The organism is Fictibacillus solisalsi, assembly GCF_900103485.1.
GTDB classification, from domain to species: Bacteria; Bacillota; Bacilli; order Bacillales; family Fictibacillaceae; genus Fictibacillus_C; species Fictibacillus_C solisalsi.
The window spans coordinates 1-25,748 of the sequence record NZ_FNHW01000005.1; the positions used below are offsets into that span (position 1 = coordinate 1).

29 protein-coding genes and 1 pseudogene are annotated in these 25,748 nt (G+C 35.9%); 27 read left to right on the top strand and 3 right to left on the bottom strand.

The genetic code is table 11. The features are described 5' to 3' along the window. Positions 1-751 precede the first annotated feature (751 nt). From BLT53_RS21370 to BLT53_RS21385, 4 genes are all read left to right on the top strand, one after another. The gene (locus tag BLT53_RS21370; RefSeq protein ID WP_090238512.1) at positions 752-919 is read left to right on the top strand and encodes an aspartyl-phosphate phosphatase Spo0E family protein; all 168 of its coding nucleotides are present in this window, start codon (positions 752-754) and stop codon (positions 917-919) included. A 525-nt stretch (positions 920-1,444) separates the two neighbouring features. Next, entirely contained in the window at positions 1,445-2,566 is a 1,122-nt protein-coding gene (locus tag BLT53_RS21375; protein WP_090238517.1) for a tyrosine-type recombinase/integrase, read from the top strand. Positions 2,567-2,906: 340 nt separating this feature from the next. Then, positions 2,907-3,689, top strand: coding sequence for a hypothetical protein (locus tag BLT53_RS21380; protein WP_090238520.1), 783 nt, complete (start codon positions 2,907-2,909; stop codon positions 3,687-3,689). Between the two features lie 191 nt (positions 3,690-3,880). Further along, entirely contained in the window at positions 3,881-5,353 is a 1,473-nt protein-coding gene (locus BLT53_RS21385; protein ID WP_090238926.1) for a hypothetical protein, read from the top strand. Positions 5,354-6,330: 977 nt separating this feature from the next. Here BLT53_RS21385 and BLT53_RS21390 read toward each other — a convergent pair. Next, positions 6,331-6,819, bottom strand: a complete 489-nt coding sequence (locus BLT53_RS21390) for a hypothetical protein (protein ID WP_090238524.1) — start codon at positions 6,817-6,819, stop codon at positions 6,331-6,333. A gap of 163 nt (positions 6,820-6,982) precedes the next feature. On the opposite strand from BLT53_RS21390, the gene BLT53_RS21395 reads away from it, so the two are divergent. The 6 genes from BLT53_RS21395 to BLT53_RS25670 all read left to right on the top strand — a co-directional run bounded on the left by BLT53_RS21395 (position 6,983) and on the right by BLT53_RS25670 (position 9,020). Next, positions 6,983-7,261, top strand: a complete 279-nt coding sequence (locus BLT53_RS21395) for a hypothetical protein (protein WP_090238528.1) — start codon at positions 6,983-6,985, stop codon at positions 7,259-7,261. A gap of 15 nt (positions 7,262-7,276) precedes the next feature. Further along, positions 7,277-7,486, top strand: a complete 210-nt coding sequence (locus BLT53_RS21400; RefSeq protein ID WP_090238531.1) for a DUF3006 domain-containing protein — start codon at positions 7,277-7,279, stop codon at positions 7,484-7,486. An 828-nt stretch (positions 7,487-8,314) separates the two neighbouring features. Continuing rightward, a complete protein-coding gene (locus BLT53_RS25220; RefSeq protein ID WP_170834462.1) occupies positions 8,315-8,458 on the top strand; it encodes a hypothetical protein in 144 nt (47 codons plus the stop codon). Positions 8,459-8,504: 46 nt separating this feature from the next. Then, the gene (locus BLT53_RS25525) at positions 8,505-8,660 is read left to right on the top strand and encodes a hypothetical protein (RefSeq protein ID WP_244520533.1); all 156 of its coding nucleotides are present in this window, start codon (positions 8,505-8,507) and stop codon (positions 8,658-8,660) included. A 13-nt stretch (positions 8,661-8,673) separates the two neighbouring features. Beyond that, positions 8,674-8,946 carry a Holliday junction resolvase RecU gene (locus BLT53_RS25530; protein ID WP_244520539.1) on the top strand — a complete coding sequence of 91 codons (273 nt, stop codon included), beginning with the start codon at positions 8,674-8,676 and terminating at the stop codon, positions 8,944-8,946. Beyond that, positions 8,889-9,020, top strand: coding sequence for a hypothetical protein (locus tag BLT53_RS25670; protein WP_280138836.1), 132 nt, complete (start codon positions 8,889-8,891; stop codon positions 9,018-9,020). Before BLT53_RS25530 ends, BLT53_RS25670 begins: the two co-directional genes overlap by 58 nt. Before the next feature lie 222 nt (positions 9,021-9,242). On the opposite strand, the gene BLT53_RS21415 is transcribed toward BLT53_RS25670, so the two are convergent. Further along, positions 9,243-10,502, bottom strand: coding sequence for a hypothetical protein (locus tag BLT53_RS21415; RefSeq protein WP_090238537.1), 1,260 nt, complete (start codon positions 10,500-10,502; stop codon positions 9,243-9,245). Between the two features lie 30 nt (positions 10,503-10,532). Between BLT53_RS21415 and BLT53_RS25225 the strand changes: the two genes are divergently transcribed. Continuing rightward, positions 10,533-10,709 carry a hypothetical protein gene (locus BLT53_RS25225; RefSeq protein ID WP_170834463.1) on the top strand — a complete coding sequence of 59 codons (177 nt, stop codon included), beginning with the start codon at positions 10,533-10,535 and terminating at the stop codon, positions 10,707-10,709. A 125-nt stretch (positions 10,710-10,834) separates the two neighbouring features. Then, entirely contained in the window at positions 10,835-10,996 is a 162-nt protein-coding gene (locus tag BLT53_RS25845; RefSeq protein ID WP_090238540.1) for a phage terminase small subunit-related protein, read from the top strand. Between the two features lie 14 nt (positions 10,997-11,010). Here BLT53_RS25845 and BLT53_RS25850 read toward each other — a convergent pair whose 3' ends face one another. Then, complete coding sequence (locus BLT53_RS25850) at positions 11,011-11,316, bottom strand: DUF1963 domain-containing protein (protein ID WP_425284733.1); 306 nt, start codon at positions 11,314-11,316, stop codon at positions 11,011-11,013. 940 nt (positions 11,317-12,256) lie between these two features. On the opposite strand from BLT53_RS25850, the pseudogene BLT53_RS25855 reads away from it, so the two are divergent. The 15 genes and pseudogenes from BLT53_RS25855 to BLT53_RS21500 all read left to right on the top strand — a co-directional run. Next, positions 12,257-12,394, top strand: a pseudogene (locus BLT53_RS25855) (sunset domain-containing protein); the annotation flags it as partial. Positions 12,395-12,535: 141 nt separating this feature from the next. Next, positions 12,536-13,477, top strand: a complete 942-nt coding sequence (locus BLT53_RS21435; protein WP_090238546.1) for an HNH endonuclease — start codon at positions 12,536-12,538, stop codon at positions 13,475-13,477. Positions 13,478-13,867: 390 nt separating this feature from the next. Next, positions 13,868-14,275 (top strand): PTS sugar transporter subunit IIA, encoded by a 408-nt coding sequence (locus BLT53_RS21440; protein ID WP_090238548.1) that lies wholly within the window; start codon positions 13,868-13,870, stop codon positions 14,273-14,275. Further along, a complete protein-coding gene (locus BLT53_RS21445) occupies positions 14,276-14,743 on the top strand; it encodes a PTS sugar transporter subunit IIB (protein WP_090238551.1) in 468 nt (155 codons plus the stop codon). It begins immediately after the preceding gene. Between the two features lie 18 nt (positions 14,744-14,761). Then, entirely contained in the window at positions 14,762-15,514 is a 753-nt protein-coding gene (locus BLT53_RS21450) for a PTS mannose/fructose/sorbose/N-acetylgalactosamine transporter subunit IIC (protein WP_090238554.1), read from the top strand. After that, on the top strand, positions 15,498-16,316 hold the full coding sequence (locus BLT53_RS21455; RefSeq protein ID WP_090238557.1) for a PTS system mannose/fructose/sorbose family transporter subunit IID: 819 nt from the start codon (positions 15,498-15,500) through the stop codon (positions 16,314-16,316). Before BLT53_RS21450 ends, BLT53_RS21455 begins: the two co-directional genes overlap by 17 nt. A 67-nt stretch (positions 16,317-16,383) precedes the next feature. Further along, complete coding sequence (locus BLT53_RS21460) at positions 16,384-17,388, top strand: SIS domain-containing protein (RefSeq protein ID WP_244520540.1); 1,005 nt, start codon at positions 16,384-16,386, stop codon at positions 17,386-17,388. Between the two features lie 78 nt (positions 17,389-17,466). Next, positions 17,467-20,322: a sigma-54-dependent transcriptional regulator gene (locus BLT53_RS21465; protein ID WP_090238563.1), complete on the top strand. Its 2,856-nt coding sequence runs from the start codon at positions 17,467-17,469 to the stop codon at positions 20,320-20,322. Next, a complete protein-coding gene (locus BLT53_RS21470) occupies positions 20,315-20,593 on the top strand; it encodes an HPr family phosphocarrier protein (protein WP_090238566.1) in 279 nt (92 codons plus the stop codon). Before BLT53_RS21465 ends, BLT53_RS21470 begins: the two co-directional genes overlap by 8 nt. A 1-nt stretch (position 20,594) precedes the next feature. Next, a complete protein-coding gene (locus tag BLT53_RS21475) occupies positions 20,595-21,245 on the top strand; it encodes an HAD family hydrolase (protein WP_170834474.1) in 651 nt (216 codons plus the stop codon). A 209-nt stretch (positions 21,246-21,454) separates the two neighbouring features. Then, entirely contained in the window at positions 21,455-21,895 is a 441-nt protein-coding gene (locus BLT53_RS21480) for a PTS sugar transporter subunit IIA (protein WP_090238572.1), read from the top strand. Next, positions 21,873-22,358: a PTS sugar transporter subunit IIB gene (locus tag BLT53_RS21485; protein ID WP_090238575.1), complete on the top strand. Its 486-nt coding sequence runs from the start codon at positions 21,873-21,875 to the stop codon at positions 22,356-22,358. Before BLT53_RS21480 ends, BLT53_RS21485 begins: the two co-directional genes overlap by 23 nt. A gap of 17 nt (positions 22,359-22,375) precedes the next feature. After that, a complete protein-coding gene (locus BLT53_RS21490) occupies positions 22,376-23,164 on the top strand; it encodes a PTS mannose/fructose/sorbose/N-acetylgalactosamine transporter subunit IIC (RefSeq protein WP_090238578.1) in 789 nt (262 codons plus the stop codon). After that, a complete protein-coding gene (locus BLT53_RS21495; protein ID WP_090238581.1) occupies positions 23,157-23,963 on the top strand; it encodes a PTS system mannose/fructose/sorbose family transporter subunit IID in 807 nt (268 codons plus the stop codon). Before BLT53_RS21490 ends, BLT53_RS21495 begins: the two co-directional genes overlap by 8 nt. A gap of 24 nt (positions 23,964-23,987) precedes the next feature. After that, on the top strand, positions 23,988-25,043 hold the full coding sequence (locus BLT53_RS21500; RefSeq protein WP_090238584.1) for an SIS domain-containing protein: 1,056 nt from the start codon (positions 23,988-23,990) through the stop codon (positions 25,041-25,043). Positions 25,044-25,748: the final 705 nt, after the last annotated feature.

Genomic DNA, 25,748 nt, shown 5'->3' on the forward strand with positions numbered 1-25,748 from the left:
GTTTCGGATGATCAAAGTTAATAATGTTGTCTTTAGATGTAGATACATCAATAACTACCGTGTTCGTTAGTAGGGCTATAACTTGTCCCTTTATCGCATCTGTTGTTTCAATATGGTTACCGATTTCTACTTCAATGATCTCTCACCATCCTAATATAAGTTCATAATAAATATGCCCAGTTGCTGATTCCTGGGCATATAGTGGTTCGTCTAAACCAATATAACATAGTAAAAGATGACAGGTAAAGGAAAATGACAGAATATTCTGCCGACAAATTGAATAAAAATCAGAACCTCTTTGATATTGAGTTGGTACAGGCTTTAGGTGAAAGTTTCAAGAGTGATAGCATTAATAGCAGTGATCTCAGCAAGGTGGTGCTAATCGACTGGCATAGCTGAAGAAACTGAAGTTAAATGATACTCGATGAGTCTGCACACCTTTAAGACAACTCGGAAATTTTATTTAAACTTTTAAAAATGTTTACACAAGCAAAAACAATTGTGATTATACTTATGTAATCAACCACACAAAGTGATAGAACCAAACTCATTTTGTTTCGCTCTTAGTTTCATATACATTCAAGCTATATGCCATTTAGTTTAATAAAAAAAGTTTCACATATCGACTTTCTTATTAAAATCATAAAAAAAACCACATATAATGGAAAAAAGAGTTGATTCATGAAAATTTTAACATTATTATTGGAGTGAAACTTTTATAAAAACATTTAAAGGGGGAGCTTGAAAAAGGGTGAATATTAAAGAGTTAACAGAGGAAATTAAAATGCTGCGTGAAGCATTATACTCAATAGCAAAAAAGAGAAATCATTATTCTGGAAGTGAGATAGTTAGAAAAAGCCAAGAACTAGATAAATTAATAATTTTATACCAAACACTTAAATATGAAAAACCTTTATGAAAAGAATTTTCCTCAATTACCCATCACTAAATAATAAAAATACGTACCTTTTATGGTTATAAAATAATTGAATCACATAATGGAACTATTAAAATCGACTGTAAGATCAATCACGGAACGACAATAAGAATAAGAATACAATATCTATTCATATTAAATAAAGTAGTTTGTGAAAACAAGAACAAACTCATTTACGCTTACATAAACAAAAGTGAAAACGAATATAAAAATAATTCTGTAAGGTAAGAGCCAATATTAGCTCTTACCTTTTCTGTCCCGTGAATTCATTATAATCTGTTTTTCCAAAGACAATACCTTCATATAGTAAATATTTGGATGTTGGAGAAACGCTCTGTGTTGCAATTAGGAAAAGTTAAATGGATAGTAACCTTAATTATTGCAAAATACGCCTTCCCCTTTCAAAAGAGTTTTCAGTAAAGATAATTAGATATTATCTTTACTATCGATACATTTATTAACAAATGATATACTTAAAGAGACAAAGAACGGAAAAGAGGGAGTTCAATGGATTTAGTCGCCTCTATAACGAATGTTACTAATGAAAGATATTTAACTGATCTTAAGGAATCATTACACGAGAAAAACCTGCTCGATGAGAATCGGAACTTGAATCTTGGCCAAAGCAGAGAAGAGGATTTCTTGGAATGGTTTTTTGCTCTGAAGATTTATAAGGATGGACGGACCTTTTCACCTCATACAATAAAGGCGTACAAAGCGGATGCCAAAACTTTATTGAATTATATGCTGCAGCATAACTTGTCTTTCCGGGATATTGGCTTTCCTGAAGTAAAGTCTTACAACGAGTATATAAAAAATAACTATGCAAACAAAACAGCCATACGGAAACTTGACTTCTTTCGCCGCTTATTAGAGTTTGGCTATGAAACGCATTTTTATAAAGCATTGCTCTCTAGATGGATTGTCAAACCAGCTGCTCAAAAGGGGCACTATATAATAGAAGAAACTCGTCAAAATCAATCACAAACACGCTTTCAATTACGGGAATTGTCCCAGGAGGATGCAGAGTTTTTAATCTCCTATTTTCCGAAAATCGTGAAGACTGATACCTATCGAAAACAGTTGCAAACGCGAAATCTGCTCATTGGATATCTGCTATACACAACGGGTCTTCGGGCAAGTGAACTTCTAAACTTAAATTGGGGTAGTTTCCGGAAGAATCGCAGAGGTAATTTACTCGTGGATGTGATCGGAAAAGGGAATAAACCTCGAACCATTCCGATAAGGCAAGAAACCAAGGATCTGTTGTTTAACTACCGAGAACTCTTAGATGAATCAACCGAATTGAATATTCAGGATACAAGTCCTTTGTTTTATTCCCTATATAATAAGGAAAAAACTCGTTTCATGAAGAGGCGGTTGACCTATCCATCTTTATATAAAATTGTGAAATCAGCTGTCAAACTCGCGACGCAGAATACAGCAATTAGTCCCCACTGGTTTCGTCACACTTTTGTAACAGTTATGTTAGAGAATGATGTGCCACTTGCGGTGGTCAAAGACTGGGCGGGTCATTCTGATATCTCCACGACAAATTTATATTTAGAACGGATTAACCAAGACAACATGGATGTACATTTAGAGAAATTAAATATGTTTAATAATTAATCTTTAACAGAGAGAAACGCGACTCAAACTCATGTTCCTTCGGGAGTGTCGGTTCGACACAAAATGTAACGTCAAATTATTGGGATATTTGAAATTGGTAAAGAATCTACAATTATAATTATATTAATTAATACGATAATTATTATGTAAATAGTAAGATAATTGAAAAATTATACTGTTATAAAAGGTCATATTTTACAGAACTTTCATATAGCAAATTTAAAGACGAGGAATAAAAAATCAAGTATGTTAAAGCGTCCTAAATAGGTGCTTTTTTACATTGCTAAAGAAGGAAAATAGCCCCTTTTATCGAATTAAGTGGGAAAAAGGGGATGGATTGATGGAAACGGAGAATAAAGTAAGAGGTTACATTAGAGTTGGGCATTTAGTATATATAATCATAATTGCAGTGATTGTCCTTGCTTTCTTTTTAGTATATGCATTTGGAGGCAGTGAAAATGCGAATACAACGATTGGAACAGCATCTACTGTTTCATCACTGATCTTGTCAGTCATTGCAATTGTAATGACCTTAATAGATGTAGCAGGGCAAAGACAGTCTATTATGGATTTAAAAGAAACTGCTGAAAAACTAGAAGAGTCAAACGTTAGTGCGGGTAACTTAATTAAAGATTTAATCACACAAATTGCTGATTTACAAGATACGCGAGAACAGATGGTGAATTCAGTCGTAGGGATAGTAACTGAAACAATGAACGAAGTTAAAGAAGGAAATGATCGTCAAAAGAAACTGCTAGAAAATATAAAAAGTCTAGTCGAAAACGAAAAATATGATGATGTAAAAAGAATAATTGAAAATGCCAAAACTGATGAAATTGAACTTCCTAATATGGCAAATATAATACCAGAGATGAAAGTACATAAAATGCTTCCACAAGGACTTTATGATAAAGCTAAGAAGCACCTTAGGTCTAACTTTCGTGAAAACCATGCTTTTATGCATGATGAATTTATGAGATACCTTAGTTTGGTTTTTTTTAGAGAAAGTCGTTCGAATCTTAACCACCTCTATCTAAAATTATTAAAAGATAATCTTATAAAAGAGTCTTTGACACCGACTGGTGATATTGAAATAACACTAAACAAAAAGTTATTTATGTAACTGCATCCATTTGGGTGCTTTTTATTTTTAATATCCGCTTGTACGCTGTGTATACTTGAAAGTCAAAATACTTTTTTTAAGCGGAATTCATATTAACAATTTGAAAAATATGGACATTAATGGTAAAATTTATATATCTTTATGCTAGATTCGACAAAAAAATAGATGTAAATTTAAACGGGGGAAAGCAAGTGAAAATAAGTGAAATATTTAATTTGGAAAAAAACCAGCAAGAATTAGATTTTGTAGATATAGATATTCATTCAGATATACCGTTATTTATAGATCCAGCATTTTTATCAATTAGGAATGACAGATGGTCAACTGATGCTATAAGAACTATTCGAAGTTTTTTTCAATATGTTATACAGTTAATAAAAAATGATAGACTAGAAGAAGCGAAACAATTGTTTGACTATCTTACAGAACCAAATGAGACTAGACTAGGAGTATCTGAAGGTTCTGCTCAAGGTAAAGGAGTAGGGAAGGAAGATACAAAACTAATTTTTGAAAACTTAGTTGACAGTAAAGCTGTTGAGACAGGCTTGGTAGAAGATTTGGAGGATTGTTTAATTTTTGTTGATGGTTTTGGAAAAGACAAACTATCGGACATGAGTACTAATATTATTAAAAAACACTTGATAGATTATACAAAACAACAATGTGAGTTATGGGGAATATCACTAACATCGAACGTACCTAGCGGTTTTTTTTGGGATAAAAAAGAAAAGAAATGGATCACCGAATACACAGATATGCTGGTAATTGAAGGGGAGAAGATATTACTAACTCCAAAAGCCATAGTTTCTTATAGTAAGGAATATACTCCTCAGAAGTTTAATCAACACTTTGTACTTAACTTCCTACAATCCCAGCACTTAAGTATGAAAAGTTCTCTTGTTCAATATAAAACAAATAAAAAGACAGGAGAAGAAATTCCTTTTGTTACTAAGCAAAGTTTAATAGAAGAAGGTCACACAGCTAGTAAAGAAAAATTAAGGGAATTTACTGAAGAACATCCTGAGGTATTTAAAGACTTTAAACAGCAAGTAAAAAACATAAAGAATTTAAAACCTCTTTCACACACAGACTTCCAGCAGATTCAAAATGAAAGTGATGATGTCGAAAGTGTAATTGATTATTTAATAGATAAATTTAAAAGAATACCAACAGGAAGAAATAACGCAACTGATTATCATAGACTTACTGTAGGAGTAATAAGTTTATTATTTTATCCTACATTAACATCCCCCCAGGTTGAACAGGAAATTCATGAGGGTAGGAAACGTATTGATATAACTTTTGATAATTCATCAAATGAAGGATTTTTCTCGTTACTAGAAACAAGACATAAAACACCATGTGCATATATTTTCATGGAATGTAAGAATTATTCAAGTGACCCTATGAATCCTGAATTAGATCAATTATCAGGAAGGTTTTCGTGGAATAAGGGGAAATTTGGTATACTACTGTGTAGGAAAATTGAAAACATGGAACTATTTTTACAAAGATGCCGAGATACAGCTATGGATGACCGTGGTATAATTATTCCACTTGTTGATGATGATTTGATATATATGCTAAATCAAAAGAAAAATAATAACTATCAAGCTATTGAGGGTTTCTTACACGATAGATTAAGACAGATAAAACTAGGCTGAATAGAGTGACACAGATTTAGAGCAACAGCTCTATCCTGAAAAACAACACTCAAAATTGTCATAAAATTTATTACTAATCGTCAGAACAATACCTAAAAAGGGGCCTTCTTGGGTCCCCTTTTTATCGTGCTATGGATTGGGTATATTTTCTCTTAGGGTATTTATTACCTTTTGTTTAAAAAGTGTCTGGTAGCGTGGATGAGGGCACTAAGAAGAGAACTTAACCTTTTATGTACGACCTGTTGTACTCATCTTATTTATTCTCTTCATAGAGTAAGCATGACAATATATAGCTACTTGTCTCAACTTGCTATATACTGATTTTTGCTCTTCGCACTTGGTATGACATTGATGACTGATTTACTAACTCCAAAATAAGCGACTAGGAAGTTTAGTATGAAAGCCGCCAAAAATAAAAACACATACCCTCCTCCATGAACCCACTCTTTTCCGCACAGACTACCTTTTTAATTAAATTTATCTCAGCAAACCAAAAGAAGAGAGAGCTTTAGCCTTTGTGAATACAATAATGCAAAAAACATGCCGTATCCAATATAACCTAATTTAATTGATTGAGCTAACATGGCGAAGCCCACCCTGAGGTGCCTGGGATTCCGGGGACAAGCGGAAAACGCTCACTCTTACATAGTAGGATGGGCGTTTTTTATTTTGCGCTAAACCTACGCGACTTTCTTACCTTATGCGTTGAAAAAAGTGTAACGGAAACTGCGCGATCCTGAAAACCGGTCCGTATGTGGCTTATACAATACTCGACCATATTCCGAAAGTCTCTAAACACCTCAAAAAATTAAAAAGTTACTTGCGCGACACTGGGTGTATATCGAGCGATATACCAGCATCGTAATAATTATTCAAATCTCAAACACTTCGGTAAGGCGTGGCCGTCTCAACGAAGATTACATGTGGAATTAGCAATAAAAAAAGACACCGAACATTAGGTGTCTTAGAAGAAAGGCTTATCCAAAATCGAAGGGAAGGTCTACTCCTATACTTTTTAGAAAAGCAGCAATGGCGGATACTGCTGCCACTAATTCACCAAATACAATAAAATAACCCATTACCGAGCTTCCTTTACGTTTAATACTTATATAAGAAACCATATCCGCTAAGCCTGTGAAAAATCCAGCTAAACCTAACAATAATGCTGCTAATCCAATGATATTTAACCACCAAAAAGGTGCGAAGTGATACTGCACCGCCCAAATAGATATCAAAATAATTCCGACTATTATATTAGAAGTAAATTGACTATCCTTAGGTAATATTCTTGAAATCTCTACTGTAAAGCCCATAAGAGCGAAAAGTAAGCATACTACACTAATCACTATAGTTACGATTTGGTTTCCGAAATATGAGTTATTAAAATAAAGCATAATACCTACAACTAGGAAAGCTACGACAATAGAAAGTCCATTAATAGTACTTTTCTTTTCAGCAGGTTCCATCTATTCAACTCCTTATTAGTAATAATACCAGGTGCCTCCAATTCACCGCTATATAAATTTCGCGATCGTAACACAAAGATTAACCGCACGCCAAATGTACGTCGATATGCTGACGCGAACCTATGATAATGGAAGCGCAGAAAGAAGCGGTTATTAACGAGGCGTGCCTGCACCTAAGTCCTATAAGCTGACCGCTACCGTGGATAATACAAAGCCTAAGCAAAACGCGACCATTCATTTAATGGTTAAAGGGCTTCCTAGCGGCTCCTATAAGTCAGTGTTCCATTACAAGAGTAAAGACACCGTTTATACCGGCACAATCGGCAAATCAAAAGCAGTAAAGATTGGTCGTGCAGCCAAAGGGTATAAAGTGGTTATCGATGTATCTTCCACCTATAAAGGGAAAAAGTATACAGCGAAGACTTCATTTACTCCAAAGTAAGGATGTGATCCAGAAATGAAAGGGATTATTGATCGCTTTGAAGAAGATCTTGTAGTCGTTGAAATCGGGAATAATACGCAAGATTTCGATAAGAGGCTTTTTCCTGCTGATGCCTCACCTGGAGATGTGGTAACCATAGAGGGAGATAAAATTACCATCCTCAAAGACGAAACAGCAAAGCGAAGAAAAGAAGTAGAAGATTTAATGAATGAACTATTCGAATAATGCTTAAAAGACTTTCTTCTTGAAAGTCTTTTTTTTGGCTATTTTCGTAACATTTTATTATAGGGAGGTGCTCAAATCAGTAGGATGTAAAAGCACCAATCTCAAAGGTTTGTTGTCAATTTAAAGTGTGTGACCATGTGAATCAAATATCACATTTTAGAAGAAATTCTCAAAACTCACTGGAATTCTTGTCTTACTCTTAAAATTTATACCTTGCGGTTAAATTGGTGTCCGACAGTTCAAATATTGTGGTCGTATCGCCTCTTGGTGTTCATACCGGTTTAAATTAGATTATTGCTTTTTGGAGTAGCCATTTTTCAAATGCCTCATTGCCTGTGTCGGAATCGAGGTCTTTTCCGCTGTAAGAAAAATCTTGTGACCATAGTTGGATGAAGGAGCGCCTCCTCCCAAATCGCTCTACCAAGTTTTTCGAGACAACACTTCAATTACGAACCCAGTCCTTCGCAAATGGAGCTTCTAGGATCATACATTGATCAGAATGGGATGGGAAGAAGAGACCTTGTAAAACGAAAGAGACGGGAGAGCGCAGTAAAGAGATCGCCTATGCCAAGAGCTGGCTAAACCGTTTGGTTTCTCAAAAGATCTTGACGGAGGATGCTACTAAAAAGGCCAGTGAGGAACATCAAAGAAAACGGCAAAATCATAATGTCCGGCCATTCCGGCCAAATCAAAGGGTTACAGCTTTACCGGAGTATCTTAAAGAAAATGAACCTAAGAAGAAGCCGGCTGAGCTTACCAACGAGGAAAAAGACAACAGATCTGGCTTGAAAACCTGTTAAAAGATATTTAATTCAGGAGGGAAAGTCCATGATAAAAAATACTTGGATTTTATCCTGGATAGTGCCGTGTTTGATTACAGCTGGCTATTTTGTTGCCGTTGCTTTTACTGCAAAAAGAGCGGCCGAGCAGTTGAGCTTTAGCCGCCTCATCCTTCTAATAAAGCAAATCTGAGGGGAATCGAATGTTGCAAAGAAAACGAAAAAAGAGGGGGATGTTAATGAGCCATGCAAATGGAGGTATGGCCTTTGAAATGCTGCTCAACCTGGTCAACCAGCTTTTATGCTACGAAAAAAGTAGCGCTAATCAACAAACGACCTTACTCCAGTTAGGTACTGAAAAGCAAAGGCACAAAGGTGATACAAGGCTATTATGAAGCTCCCAGCACGGTGGATTATAACGGAGTTTATGAAGGGTATGCTATTGCTTTTGAAGCCAAGTCCGTGAGTATAGATCGTTTTGACTTAAAGAATATCCATTCGCATCAAATTGACTATCTTCAAAAGGTGGATGCGTTGGGAGGGATCAGCTTCGTATTAATTGAGTTTAGATCATCGAAACAGGTACGTTTCCTACAATTCGGCATTACGTGTATCACGCTTCTATGGGCGGTCGGAAGAGAATTCCAAAAGAAGATCTTGATGTTTATGCGTATGAGGTGAAACAGACGAGACGCGTGCCATTGGATTATCTAGTATGGGTAGATAAGCTGCTCGTGGATGAGGTGGCGGTATGAATCCCTGAATTGACCGATTTAAAAGGTTGCTAGATTGTAAAGAAGTTTAAAAATATGGATATTATTTTTTTATGTTAGGGTTCTTTTGGAATTGTGATATTTTGTGGTGATTGCCAAAATAAGTGGTTTTTTGTCAATAGGTTTTACAAGCTATTATAAAGGATTTGAGGACCAAGGGAAGAAAAATATATAGAGGATGCGGATAACATCCTCTATAAAAGTCTACTTAATAAAAAAATTTAAAAAGTCTATTGTATCATCATACTTTTCTTGATTTGGTTTTTTATTCTCTACATCCTCATGCTTACTTCTCTGCATAAGTCTAACATTTGCAGTATCTAAGGAAAAGTCTAAATTTACTATTACTAAACCAGATGGGAGTGACTTAACAATTTTCAAAAACTCAACGGCCTGACGACTTTGTAATACGGGTAAATTCAGCCAGTAGAGGTTATTGGTAGATATACAGTTGAAACCTTTGTCCGAAATTGTGATTTCTGCGTATTTCTGATCATTATCTTCTTTACTATTTCTAAACTTAATTCCCACAACATCTCCTAGTTCACTATTATTTAATGTAGTTGAGATAACAGATAAAACTCCATTTGAAATATATTCTTTTGGAGTAATGTCCAGATTTGTTGGAGGATTAAATTTATCTGTTACTAAATTAGTGAAATTTGAAATTTCCTTTTCGAAGTCTTTCAACTTCCTGTATGCTTGATCTCGTTTTTCTTGTAACAAATTCTCTTCTAAAAGGTACAAAGAAGATCTGAAGTTTTTAATATTTGAATAATGAATCTCCGGATATAAAGAATCTATAAAATTCAAAGTGTTGTTAATTCTACCAGACATAGTACTAAACTTTTCTTGATTATCAACAATGTTATCTACGTCTTTTAATCGTATATGGAGGAGAGATCTTCTTAAATCAAATTCAATAATAGTTGGGAATACAATTTGTTTATTTTCATCGTTTTTAAAATATACGTCAACAGCTTTTCTATCAATTAAAAGAATTCGCAAAGATTCAAGAGTATCATTGGTCTTTGACTCTCTAAATCCACAGATGATAAAATCGCTGGTACCTGTAGTGTTAACATTACTTAAAATTTTGTTTTCAGAGGGCACACCCCATGCTTTTAATAAATGTTGACTAAAGGACGAATCGTTTTGCACGTAAAGTGACTTATCAAGCTTGTATAAAAATGAATTTAATAAAGAATCTTCTAGTAAAAGAAAAAGCAGCTCATCTAAATCAGTGTCATTTATTATGTTTTCCTCTACTCCAAAGATTAGTGTTTTAGCAACTACTGTAGGAACATCCTCATCTTTATTTTCTTTTCTTATCTCGGTGTATATTTGATTGAAATTTGGGAATTTCTTAATATAATCATTTAGTTTAGAAATTACAACTGATTTTCCGAGATAAGGATAAAAAAACATAAGGTTTTTAAGTGAATTTTCTTTTACGGTGGACATAAAATCTCCTTTCAAAAGGTGGCGGATATATTGATTTTTGAAGTGTTTAATAATTCAACTTATATTGGTGACTTCCAAATCTCAGATTTCTTTGAAAATAAAGATCTTATTGCTAATGGTTCAATTCTAAATTTAAATAATAAAAATTATTGTGTAGGAAATATATGTGTTAGAAATGACGGTACTATCGTTCTAGAAGTACATTAATCACCTCCAATAAATTGGAACACCTTATATTTACATTTCTACAATATTACAGTAAAAACCTTCTGCACCTTCTAGGTGCTTTTTCTTTTGTCCAAACAAATAAAGCTGGAGGCGGGTGAGATGTAGTGCCAAGAGCAAGAGATCCAAACAGAGACAAAGCGTTTGAAATATGGAAAATGTATAACTGTAAAATTTCAAACCGAGCATTTGCTGAGCAGTTGGGAGTACCGGAAAAAACGAGGTTGGGAATCAAATGGAAACACTGGTCAAGCGATTCAGGTGGATGATTTCCCCAAAAGTATTAATGGGAAATCCGTAGAATATCCCACCCTTTACCTGTAGGACAGGGAGCGATGTATAGAGTAAAGCAAGAACAGGCAACGAAGGCTAACATGGTTGTAGAGGTATCTGGAGTCACATCACTCATTTGAAGGCATATCAAATCTGTCACTCGCTGGTTATCGATTTCAATGACTTCAGGATGATACAGGACACGAAATATGGCTTGATTGGTTTGGTCATCAAAATTGAGACCCATCAAATCATCTTTTGGTGAAAGATAAAATTGAATCATTCCTTTGAGGGGGAACGGGGAAAACAAAGGAATTTCACTAAATTGATCTGTGCGAGCAAATGCATCTTAGTTCTATTTGGATCTTTGGGGTGTTCCACATTTAGTTGGAAGATAAGGCACTCCGCCAAACTTACCTTGATAAATATAAGGCTTATTTTCATGTACAGTTATTGAGATATGAGGGACTATCGTTTTTACAATTGGTTTCCGGTAACTTTCAAGATAAGGTGGCAGATGTAAGATGACAAAGCACTCCTTAATGTTTTTGTCTTAATTACACGATAAAATCCGGAAGAAAAAAACATTGCGCAATTCCACCTATCAAAGCGCTCGATTAAGACAGGCAGCCAATTAATATTCATCACCATCAATTTATTTACATGGAAATATTATGTACTTTTTTGAGATAAATTGGTAAATTTTTAATATAGGGGGTGAACAGATGATAGGTCTTATAGTTGGTTTATTGCTACTTCTTATAGTAAATTTGTCATTCGGTAAAAATTCATTTGGGATAAAAAGATCTGCTTTAATGATTTGTTTGATAAGTGTATTCTTAGGAACGGGTTGCTCTGCAGACAAAACAGCGATTTTAAATAAACAACTGGATAAACAAATAAGTACTAATCAAAAACTCCTCGATAAACTTAATAAGGCAGAGACAGAAAATGATACCCTTTCCGAAAAGATAAATTCTCTCGATGATGAGGAAAAGGAATTCCAAAGCCAGAATGAAAAGTTAGCTGCGAAAGTTGAATCTCTAGAAAAAGAGAACAAAATCCTTTCAGGGAAGAATCAAACACTTACAAAAGAGAATGACTCATTAAAAATTGCTAAGGCGAAGATTGAAAATGAACTAAATTACATGGCTAAAGAATCGACAGACTATCAAGATGAAACAACAGACTCCGCTTTAGAAGACAACGAGTCTGTTTCAGACGATGAAGTTATAGGTACTGATTTTGATGATTCATGCGGAATTAAAGGGAGCGAAAACGGTATTTATCATGTTCCGGGAAGTACATATTATGATCGAACAACACATGTTGTACAGTGGTTTTGTTCTGTAGAGGAGGCCGAGGAAGCAGGGTATAGAGCTCCTAAAAGGTAAATTTTTTTAGTTAAAGGGCTTAAAAAAGGGATCAAAAATGGAAGTGGTGAAAAACAAAGCAGCCAAATAGTTTATTGTTGATAAGCATTAGATAATTAAGTGACCTATTAAGTTGAAAATAAAGGAATGGGAGATTTCAAAGTGAATTTCTTTCTTGTATTTCAAAATAAAAGCTTTAGAGAAGAGTTCAGTGGTGGGTATCTTTGGGCACCAAAGCAAAATAAATTTGGTCAGACGTTTCATCATTGGAATGACATGAGAAATGTTAGCCAAGGGGACGTTATTTTTAATAGTTATAACGGCCAAATGGTTTCAGTACTTATTGCTAAAGATGATTGTAAAGAGCATGAAAGACCAGTTGGATTAGATGAGCTAGACTTATGGGAAAAAGATGGATACATGGTAGAAGCTGAATACATCAACCTTGTTAGTCCAATTAATTATAAAGATCACATGGATAGCATTTTGCAATTACAAGGAGAGAAATATGCACCTTTTAACAGGGCTGGACGTGGGAATACTGGTTATCTTTTTAGGGTCACCGCAGAATTAGCAAATTTCTTATTCGAAATTATTGAAAGAAAGAACGGTCATACTAAGGAACAATTTTTTATTCACCCAATAACAGATAAGCAAGTTATAACAGAAGTCGAAGAAGGATTAGACAGCACAGCTGTTTTAGATAATACAGAAAAAGATTTAATAATTAAGGCTCGAGTTGGTCATTCAAGATTTAAAAATGCGTTACTTAATAAAGAAATGAAGTGCAAAATTTGTGGTGTATCGGATAGTCGTTTTCTTGTGGCTAGCCATATTAAACCTTGGAGTAAGTCTGATAATCAAGAACGTCTGGACGTAAATAATGGTTTATTGCTTTGTCCAAATCACGACTCCCTTTTTGATAGGGGATTAATTAGTTTTAATGAGAATGGTGAAATACTGATCTCTCCAAGTTTAGATGAAGCTACAAAGGTTTTTATGAATATTCATGATTTCATACAAATACAGCTAACATACCAACAACAATATTATATGGAGTGGCATAGAGAAAAGTTTTTTACATTTAGTCTAAAGACTCTATAAGAGATTTAGGGATCGGCTGAAAGCAGCGATTGAGGTAGGAGTCTTGACCGCTTTATAAAGAAGTAAAGCCGCGAACAAGAAGTATCTGAAAAAGGGTTTGAATTTATTTTTTTTTAATAATCATTGCCCTTCGAAAAGATTAAAATTGATTTTGAATGGAAAAATGCGTTGGAAGTATGACTGGTAATCATCATGCTTCCAACGCATTTTTATTGTGATCAGTGTGCAGGAGATAAGAAATACTGTGACACACCTTAGCGGCCTTATATAAGATTAAAGTAAAAAATGGTGAAAATTTAGTGTATTTTGAAATTAGGATTATAATATCACTAGTTGGCATGGTTCTTGCAAGAATAATTACTTAAGAAAATAGAAAGGAGGTTTATTGGCATGAATAGATTGCTGATAGCATCCCACGGAAACTTGGCAAAAGAAATCGTTAATGCTGTTCATATGATCATGGGCCTAGAAAGAGATATACCATTCATCAGTATGAACCCTGGCACAAGAGATCACGAAATACGAGAACAACTAAAAGAATTTTTGAAGAGTGGGAGTGTCGGTGATCATTTTTTTATTCTGACCGATGTCTTTGGCGGGAGCATAACTAACATTTGTACAGAGTTTATTTCTGATGGAAATGTACATTTGATTGCAGGCGTTAATCTGCCAATGGTGTTGGAGTTTGTAAACGCACCTGATTCTCTAAAGGGCACCGAGATGGTTCATTATTGCTTATCCAAGGCCAGAGAGAGCTTGATTCATGTAAATGAGATATACGTGAAAGGAAGGGTATGAATGATAACGTTACTTAGAATTGACGACAGGTTGGTACATGGACAAGTGGCCTATGCCTGGACGGGAGCTCTTGGTGCCAATGTTATTTTGGTCTCCAGTGATGTAGTTGTAAACGATGAATTTAAAAAGATGACACTAAGTTTAGCAACTCCTTCAGGTGTAAAGCTGCTGTGTAAAAGTATTGATGACTCTATTGATTTCCTAAATAGTGGGGACTCCGCCAAAGCAAAGATTTTCGTTTTAGTCGATAATTCCTTAGATGCATTGCGTCTAGCTAAGGGAATAAAGGGACTCAAAGCAATAAATGTCGGTGGCATGAGAATGCAGCAGGGAAAAAAGATGGTTACTCCTGCTGTTGCAGTTGATCAAGGAGACATCACAAATTTTAGAGAAATTGAATCTCTGGGTGTAGAGGTAGAAATTAGACAAGTTCCATCTGAGAAAAAGAAACGATTACAAAATCAATAGTGTATTGGGGGGGCTGAAATGCTGATAAGTGCCTTGCTTATAGGTCTAATCGCTGGGTTTGCTTGGTTGGATTCTCGGATATTTGGTGACAACATGCTTGGAAGGCCCATTGTTGTTGCTCCACTTGTTGGATGGGTTTTGGGAGACTTTACTACTGGGCTAGTGGTAGGGGGCACATTAGAGATTATTTTTATAGGGATCGTCGGAGTAGGAGCTACCATTCCCGCAGATGTCATAACGGGTGCAGTAGCAGGGACCGTTTTTGCCATTGTTTTAGGAAAAGGGCCGGAGGTTGCGGCTACCCTTGCCGTTCCAATTTCACTCTTTGCTGTACAACTCAAAAATCTAGCAAAAGTAATCAATTCAATATGGATCAATAAAGCAGATAAATTTGCCGAGGAAGGTAATCTGTCCGGAATAGAGTGGGTTCATAGGGGAGGATATGTCGTTTTATTTTTGGCAGCTTTCATACCAAACTTTCTTGTTGCTTATTTTGGAGCAAGTATTAGTAAATCAGTCATCAATGTCATTCCAACTTGGTTAACAGAGGGGTTAGCCGCAGGCGGAGGGCTTTTAACAGCGATCGGCTTCGCTATGATTTTACAAATGATACTCAAGAAAAGTCTTGTCCCTTATTTTATTGGCGGGTTCATTTTATCAACCTATTTTAATCTAACAATAACAGGAGTTACTATTTTAGGCGTCCTATTGGTTGTCATTATGAATCAAATAAAGAACGATAGGGGGATTCAGCATGAGCAATCCTTCTAATGAGAGTGTCATTACGAGAAAAGACTTGATGAAAGTGTTTTGGAGATCTCTCCGTCTGTTGGGATCATTTAATTTTGAGCGGATGCAGGGATTAGGTTATGCCTTTACGATGATTCCCATTATTAGAAAACTGTATAAAACAAAGGAAGAGAGATCTTTAGCCTTAAAAAGGCATTTGGAGTTCTTTAATACAGCGCCATGGCTTTCCACTTTTATCTTTGGAATAACAGTAGCTATGGAAGAAGAAAACTCGAAAAATAAGGACTTTGATGTGAAGTCAATCACCGCTGTCAAAGTAGGACTTATGGGTCCAGTGGCAGCTATTGGGGATTCCCTCTTTTGGGGAACGATTAGACTGATTGCGGCGGGAATAGGTGCCTCAATGACCATTAAAGGTAATCCATTAGGAATTTTTCTTTATGCTTTCCTTTTTAATATCCCTCATTATTTTTGCCGGTACTTCGGCCTCTTCCAAGGTTACAAACTAGGGACAAAACTGTTAAACAAAGCCATGGAAAGTGGAATTATGCAGAAGGTTACCCATGGCGCCTCTATCATTGGGCTAATGTCTATCGGGGCGATGACCGCAAGTATGGTCAAATTTAGTACTCCTCTTCAGTTTGGGTCTGGAAAGGGAGTCGTAAAAGTACAGGAAGTGTTAGATCAAATTTTCCCAGCCATGTTACCACTGCTTTTTACGTTCCTAATTTATTTTCTACTTAAAAGACAAGTGAAGGTCATTTATCTAATTGTAGGAACCCTGGCATTCGGAGTAGTGGCAAAGACGATTGGTCTGATGTAATCGGTAAGTTAATTACACTAATCGCTAAATTAGCGTTTGAAACTAGAATAAAGGAGAGATTAATTTGGTGGAAATACAAGATGCATTTTATTTAGAACGTGGAGAAAAGAATTACCAGTTACGCGGCGGTATTGAAGAAATAGCTGACAGTATTACAGAAAAAGGGATTGAAAACATCTTCTTCGTTGGTTCTGGCGGATCAATCGCCATGCTGTGTGCCTTTGCCGACTTCTTTAAAAAATTATCCAATATACCGGTTTTTACTGAGACATCTGCCGAGTTTGCAGTCGCTGATTATAAACAATTAACAGAGAAGTCCCTAGTAATTTTAGTATCTAAAACAGGGGATGCTGAAGAAGCGGTACAGGCTATAAAGTTCTGTAAGGACAGAGGCATTACTACTGTGGGATTTGTAGGCGTGAAAGGTTCATCAATATATAACCTGGCAGATCATACGGTTTATATTGATGAAGACATTTCTGCCTATCGGTATGTTCAAGTTTACTTCTTAGCGTTTAGATTGCTTCACAATTTAGGTTTCTTTAAAGATTATGATCGGTTTGCAAATGAGCTTAAATACCTGCCTAGTGCACTTTTAGAGGTAGCCAAGCAGTTTGACCCTATGGCAAAGGAGTATGCGGAAAAGCATTACACAGACGATTTCCAACTATGGATTGGAAGTGGATCAAGTATTGGTGAAATATCTAGATATTCGGCTTGTGTAGCAGAGGAGCTTTTTAGAATTAAAACACAAGCTATGCACTCGGCAGAGTTTTTCCATGGGTGCTTTGAAATTGTAGATGAAAAAACTCCAATCGTATTAATTAAAGGGGAAGATGAATCCAGAGCAATTGATGAGAGAGTTGAGAGATTTTTGAATAAGTATGCTCAGAATTATCTCGTCATTGATATTCAAGAATTTCCGCTTGATCGAATCAGTGATGATTTTAGAAAGTATTTTAGCCCCGCCGTGATTTCCATTCTCTTAGGAGATCGATTGAGAAACCATATGATGGAGAAAACAGGTCTCGGCTACACTACAAGAAAGTATTATCGTGTGGTGAGCTATTAAGCAAAAAGGGGCGAGTAAACGTTTTCTACCCAATGTGTTGTACGAGTTGGGTTTAAATTGATGAGACTAGCAAGCTGAATGGGGCTGATTAAGCTGATCACTAAAACCTTTATTGAAAAAATTCAACAGATATCTGAAGAGCGTACAACAGCCTCGCAGCTCGAAGATGGCATAGAGGCACGTTCTCTTGCTGAGGAACTAAATTTAAGTAGAAGTGTAGCCAGCAGATATCTAAACGAAATGAATCGATCAGGCATTTTAATCAAAGTAAATAGCCGGCCGGTCTACTTTTTCTCAAAGAAAATGGTTGAACAACAGTACCAAGTATCCATAGATCAATTAGTATATAACACGTTTGAAGAGATGCTCAATCACATACGTCCATTGGACACCACCTTAGATGATCCATTTGTTCATTTAATTGGACATGCTGGGAGTTTAAAAAAACCAATTGAGCAGTGTAAAGTTGCCATTAGCTATCCTCCTAAAGGATTGCCCTTTTTGATCGTCGGTGAAACGGGAGTTGGAAAAAGCTATATGGCAAAATTGATCTATGAGTACGCCAAGAATAAAGGTGTAATCCCAAAAAAAGCACCATTTATTACCTTGAATTGTGCGGAGTTCGCCAATAATCCTGAATTGCTTACTGCCAATTTATTCGGATCAACCAAGGGCGCCTTTACAGGCGCCCATAAAGATACAACCGGAATTATTCAGGAGGCAGATGGTGGTGTCCTTTTTTTAGATGAAGTTCACCGGCTGAATGCAGAAGGCCAGGAAAAGCTCTTTCTTTTTATGGACAAAGGGATATACCACCCGCTTGGTGGTAGTGACAATTGGAAAAAAGCAACGGTAAGAATGGTCTTTGCCACAACGGAGGATCCAGAGGAAACGTTTCTTCAAACCTTTCTTAGACGAATACCAATTACTTTAACGATCCCGTCCTTAAAGGAAAGAACAGAAAATGAAAAGTATAGCTTGATATGTAACTTCTATAAAACTGAAAGCAAGAATGTCAATGTTACGTTTGAATTGAAAAAGGGAGTTATTGAAGCACTTATGAACGCCAATATACGTGGGAATGTCGGCGAGCTAAAAAACATTATTACGTATTCCTGTGCCAAAGCTTACACAGAAGTTATTCATACTAAATCGGATGAGAAAATTGAGATAAGTTTAAAAGACCTGCCGGGAGAAATCGTTAAAGATTACATTATTAATCATAAGTCTTCAAGGAACATAAATCCTTTTTACCAAAGAACTCTCATTGTGGATCCGCTCAAGGAAATGGATTCAGATTTCAATCAACGGGGAACAAATAGCAACTTACTTGATTTATATAAGAGATTATTACACCTTTTTCACGAGTGCCAACGGGAACAAGAGAAATTTAATATCGGCATATTTATTAAAAAAGCCACCGTTCCTATCAATCAATATCTGGATAAGCTGATTTTTAATAAACAATCGTATAAGGACAATCTTGAGTTTATAACTGTAAAACATTTTATGGAAAGTATCATCGAATCTACTGACTTTATCCTAAAACCCAAACTTTCTGGAAACAGTGTAATTGCCTTAACTCATTTTATATTACACTCTGGAAACAATAACGGATTGACAGAGAATGATTTACAATCTTATAAAGAGTTTCAGCATGTTTTAAAACGTCATTTGCAAAAAGAAATTGATTTTGCTGAAATGATTATTGATGAGACTGAGAATACCTTTGGAATCTCGATGGATCCAATGGATTTGTTTACGCTAGCTATTTATGTGAAGGGTTTGAGCAGCAGTCTCGATTCTAAGCGCATTAAAGCGGTTATTATTGCCCATGGCTATTCAACAGCGAGCAGTATAGCAAACCTTTCCAATCGGTTGTTAAGGGAAGACGTTTTTGAGGCCTTTGATATGCCCTTTGAGGTTTCTACATCTGAAATTTTAATCAGGCTAACACAGTATCTAAAGTCAATTAATACCTCAAAAGGTGTAATCATTCTTGTAGATATGGGTTCCTTGGTTGAGATTAAAGACCGATTAAATGATATTAGTCCAGCTACCATTGGGATTCTAAACAATATCACCACTCAAATCGCGATTGATACTGGGGAAAAGATTATTAAAGGTTTGTCCGTAAAAGATATTCTACGAGAAGTTGCCGAAACCTACAAACCATCGTATCAACTGGTTGAACCTGTACAACAATACAAAAAGAACGCGATCATCACGACCTGCATTACCGGAATTGGTACCGCTGTTAAAATTAAAGGTTTGTTAGATAAAGGTATCAATTCGAATATTGATGATGAAATCGTACAAGTCCTTCCTTACGATTTTTTAAGCTTAAAAGTAAATGGGCTTAATGATGCCGTTTTTAAGGAGTACAATGTGCTTGGAATTATTGGGACAGCGGATCCAGGTGTTCTAGATACTACATTTGTTGGGATTGAAGACATCATATCAGGCAAAGATAATGAAGCATTTTGTAGTATATTAGGACAGGTACTTCCATCTGAAGGTATTGAAACGATTACAAATAATATTGTGAAGCTGTTTTCATTACAAAATGTAATTAATCACCTTACCATCCTTAATCCAGATATGATCATTGAACATGTAAGTGAAGTGGTCAGTGATCTACAAAATCAATTTACTATGAAATTTTCCAATCAAACAAGAATAAGTCTTTATATCCATTTAAGCTGTTTGATTGAACGGTTGGTAAAGAAAAGTCCCATTGATGATTATGGCGATATTGAAGACTTTATGGATAAACAAAAAGACTTCATTCAAACGGTTAAAGAAATATTTAGGGGTATAGAAGAAACTTATGGAATAGAGATACCCATTTCAGAAATTGGCTATATCTATGACATTATCAAAATACGGTATTCAGAAGAGAAAGTAGAGAATGGAGAGATCATACATGGTTGAACAATTATTTACTATTACAGATAAATTAGGAATTCATGCACGACCAGCAGGCTCATTAGTAAAGGTGGCTAACCAATTTCAATCAGATACTAAGTTAGCATTTAATGAGAAGACCGTTAATCTCCGATCAATCATCCAACTCATGTCACTAGGTGTAAAGCAAGGGGATCATGTGAAAATTATCGCCGAAGGAACGGATGAGAACGAATTAATGGAAGAGGTTAAAACTGTACTTCAATCTGAAGGATTGGCAAACTTATATGAGAAGTGAAATAAAAGCAGTCATCTTTGATTTTGACGGTACGATATTAGATACAGAAACAGCTTGGTATGATGCATATTGTGAGGTGTTAGCACCTTATGAGGTTACTTTATCATTAGCGGAGTTTGCAGGGTATATCGGTACCTATTCTCAGGAATTTAATCAATTCTTAGAAAAACAAACTAAGGGAGAGAAAAGCCAAGAAGAAATTAGAGATTTAGCTTTGACCATTCACCGAAAAAAAATGGAAGAGATCGTTATTCGAGAAGGTGTATTGGAATATCTTAAAGAGGCCAAAAAATTAGGGTTAAAAATTGGACTAGCGACTAGTTCAACCAAAGAATGGTTACTACCTTTCCTAGAGAAGCATAAGATAAGGGATTATTTTGAAGTAATTCAGACTCGGGACGATGTTGAAAAGGTTAAACCACACCCTGCGCTTTATTTAAATGTGGTTCAATTAATGGGTATTCTTCCGGAAGAAGCCGTGGCATTTGAGGATTCAGTCAATGGCTTAAAGGCGGCTATAGCGGCAGGGATTAAGTGCACAATTATTCCCAATCCTGCAACAGAGACGCTGATATTTGAGAATTACCATTTAAAATTGTCTTCTATGAAAGAAAAACCACTAAGAGAAGTTATTAGCTGTATTTCAAAATAAAGATTGGTCAGTGTGCAAAAACCAGAAATTAGTGTGCAACTAGTCCAGAATTAAAAAACATAATAAAAAGATTACTGCATCAAAAAACCTTGAAAATTAAGGGTTTTTTAAGAATTAAATTTAAGATTTTCAAAAAGCATGCCACTAGTTGGCATGCTTTTTGCATTAAAAGAAAGGTGAGTCACAAAAAAATAATAGGAGGCTGTAGAATGAAGAAATATTTGATTGCAACACACGGTGAGCTATCTAAGAGCTTTATCGAAACCGCGCAATTAATAGCCGGTGATGCGCCGAATGTCACGTACTTTGAAATGACAAAGTTAAAGTCGGGTGACATGGCAAAAGAAGAGTTGAGGCGGATTCTAACTCAGAAGCAAGAAAGTGAAAAGTTTATTGTGCTCACGGATCTGTTTGGTGGAAGTGTAAGCAATATCTGTGTTGAGTTGTTGTCTGAGTTGAAAAACTTCAATGTGGTCACAGGGGTGAACTTACCAATGATGTTGACAATGATTCTTTCAGATGAAGACCAAAGCATAGAAGATACCATTTCTGAAGGGGTTCAAAGTGCTAAAGCTGGAATTATCCATTTGAATGAGATGTTAGCATCACAGAAAAGGAGTGTAGACGTTGATTTCGTTATTACGGATTGATGACCGTCTAATACATGGACAAGTCGCATTTGGATGGGTGTCCGCACTTGGTGTGAATGTCATTCTCGTTGTGAATGATGAGGCTAAGAAAGATGAGATGAAGGCCATGGCGTTAAATCTTGCCAAACCCGGAAACGTAAAACTATACATACGAGACGTGAAGGAGTCCGGTGAGATTGTACAAAAATTTGCTGCAGCCCAAAAAAGTAATGTATTGATTTTAGTAAGAAATACGGAAGATGCACTATCATTAGTGAAAAATTCAAATGGTGCAATTAGTGAAGTGAATGTCGGTGGACTGCGTTATTCCGAAGGAAAACGCAAACTCACAGATCTAGTTGCGGTTGATGATCAAGATCTAGCAAATTTAACAGAAATGAATCAGCTTGGAGTAGACTTGGAATTTCGAATGCTTCCCAGAGATAAAAAGAGAGGGCTTAAAGAAATGATAAAAAATATATAGAAATTGGAGAGTTTAGCATGTTAGCTCAATCAATTATGTTAGGAATTGTTGCAGGGATTGGTATATTAGATAGCCGTATTTTTGGAATGCTGATGTTAGAACGTCCTTTAGTTACCGGTATGTTGGTTGGACTGGTTTTAGGAGATGTGACGACCGGGGTGATTATTGGAGCACAACTCGAGTTAATCTGGATGGGTATTGCAGGTATCGGGGCATCTACTCCTCCAGACGTTGTAACAGGCGGTATCCTCGGAACGGCTTTTGCCATTATTTCAGGACAAGGTGCCGAAGTGGCTTTAGTATTGGCTGTGCCCATTGCGGTCCTGGCACAGTCTTTAGGAGTATTGGTGAGAATTATCAATGGTTACTTTCTACACAAGGCTGATCGATATGCCTCAGAGGCAAATTTCCGTGGAGTAACCTTCATGATGTGGATTCCTCCAATATTGTTTTTCCTAAGCGTATTCATTCCAACATTCCTAGCGATTATGCTAGGTGCGGACCAAGTAAAAGGTTTAATAGACGCTGTTCCTAAAACCATTATTGATGGTCTTGGGGTAGCAGGGAATCTATTACCTGCCATTGGATTTGCTTTACTGCTCGATATGTTATTCACAAAAAAAATGGGTGTTTTTTTCTTCCTCGGTTTTTTGGCAGCCTCCTACCTGGAACTCAATATTACGGCCATAGCTTTATTAGGTTCTTGTATTGCGGTGGTTATTCATATTGTAATCAATAATAAAAATGAGGAACAGGTGAGTCAGCCATATAACAACCTTACGGAAGGAGAAATCAATTTTGACTGAAAAAAAAGTAACTAAAAAAGAACTGAACCAAATATTTTGGCGCTCATTTGCCCTTCAGGGTGCGTTCAATTATGAACGGATGCAGAACCTTGGATATGTATACACGATGATTCCCGTAATTAAGAAGTTATATAAAGAACATGATGATCAAGTAAAAGCGCTCAATAGACATATGGAAATATTTAATACTACACCAGCTGTTGCCCCAACAATAATGGGAATTTCAGCAGCGATGGAGGAACAAAACGCCAACAATCCAGATTTTGATGCAAGCTCAATTAGTGCCGTTAAAGCTTCCCTTATGGGTCCCCTAGCTGGAATTGGAGATTCTCTGTTTTGGGGGACTTTCCGAGTGATTGCAGCGGGAATTGGAATTTCCTTGGCGACTCAAGGAAATATATTCGGCCCTTTATTATTCCTAATCCTATACAACATTCCTAACATTTTTGTAAGGATTGCTGGATTGAAATTGGGTTACCGGGTTGGTGTAAATTCGCTTGAACGGATTCAAAGAGAAGGATTGATGGATAAGATTATGGCAATGACCACAACGGTGGGGTTGGTTGTTGTTGGTGGAATGGTAGCAACCATGTTAAAGATAGAAACTCCTTTAAAGTTTAATTTAAAGGGGGCAAAAGTTAATCTCCAGGAAATTCTGAATCAAATAATGCCTAATATGCTCCCTTTAATCGTAACTTTTATCGTTTACTTCCTTTTGAAAAAGAAAGTGAGTATTACTAAGCTAACCCTCGGAATTCTTGCGGCAGGTATTATTATTCACTGGATTGGTATCTTATAAAAATTAGACTAGGAGAGATATGATATGAAAATTGAAGATTACATGTTAGAGACTCCCTCAAAAATGAAAGAAATTATCGATGGAGCTGACCAGTTGTTTGCAGAGGTGAGACGCCAGGAAATCAAAAGAATCATTATTACAGGTTCAGGAACTAGTTTTCACTCTGGGTTGCAAACCTATAAGTTGATGCAGCATTTTACCCGAGTGCGTGTAGACTGTTACTACCCATTTGCGATTGACGAGAAAACATTTATTGGAGATAACTCAAAAACATTACTTGTGGGAATATCCCAAGGGGGCAGCAGTTTCTCCACATACAATGCAATGAAAATAGCAAGAAAAGCAGGATGCATGGTCGCGTCAATGGCCGGGGATGAAGAAGCATTAATTGATGAAGTCTCAGATTTTGTTTTGACTGTAAAATGCGGTGAAGAAAAGGCAGGCGCAAAGACAAAAGGGTTTTACTGCACCAAACTAAATCTCACACTTCTCGCCCTTCAATTGGCAAGAGAGACCGGGAAATTGTCTGATGATCAATATAAATCAGAAATAGAAGCAATTGAGGAAACAGCAGACCACTTCCATGAAACGTATGATGCTGCGATTCAGTGGATTGAAAAAAACAAAGAAAAGTTATCAGAAGTAAAGGATATTCGTATCATTGGAACAAGTGAGATTTACGGAGACACGCTAGAGGCAGCATTAAAATTACTTGAAACGATGCGCATACCAGTAACTGGTTATGAATTTGAAGAGTTCATTCATGGAATTTACAATGCCATTAATGAGGAATCGGCAATTATTATCATTGATACAGATCAAGAAAAAAGAATGGAAAAAATGATTGAAGTCCTTTCAAAATGGACAAACAATATATTCATAATTGGAAAAAACGCGAGTTCCGATTCTAAAAATATGGTAGTACCATTCATTAACCATTCGTTCTATAAAACATATGAGTATCTAATTCCAATCCAGCTTATTTGTGCAAAGATCCCACCTCTTAGAGGCGTTGATCCTGGAATACCTAAGGATCCACAATTTCATAAAAAATTAGGTAGTAAAAAAATAATGGCTTAGATTTTATACACCGAAAAGCGCTTTGCCAATGTGTCCTTCTATCGGCTGAAGAAATGACTAATTGATGATCAAGTTAATAAAAGATGCCAATGGCATATATTAAATACCTTGGAAGCAATTTATAAAATTGTTGCATGGGGTCATTGAGATAGTATGAAATTCAATTTTAGAGGAGATAGATTGCTTCTCTTGAGCAAGTTGAATCCTACAGTCTAATTAAAAAAAGACCATTACTTAAAATTGTGGTACAATTATATAACTAATTTACCAGAACACACACCTAAAAGAGGGGCCTTCCGCGGCCTCTTTTTTATATTCATTAGCTAATGTGTAAAAAGTTCGTTTAGCCGAATTCCTATTAAATATTAAGTGGTGCCTTACATATCATTTGTAGAATACATTTTTAGAGAATTAAAAATGTGAAGGAATATGGAGTTTATAACATGATAAGAGTCAAAGGTAAAAAAATAAACGGTTTTTTATAGGATTCTTTAGAAACAGCAAAGAATGACTTAGAGGATGATGAAGTCATTGTTATGAATGATTCCGATACCTTTGTTATTATACGGAAGGAAGATCTAGAAAAAGTGAGTACTGCTGATATTCTAGAGTAGACATATAAAAACAGCATTAATAAAGAAAAAACAAAAAACTACACACTTAATCTTTAATTACATTCCCATGGCTAAATAATCGAAAAAGGGT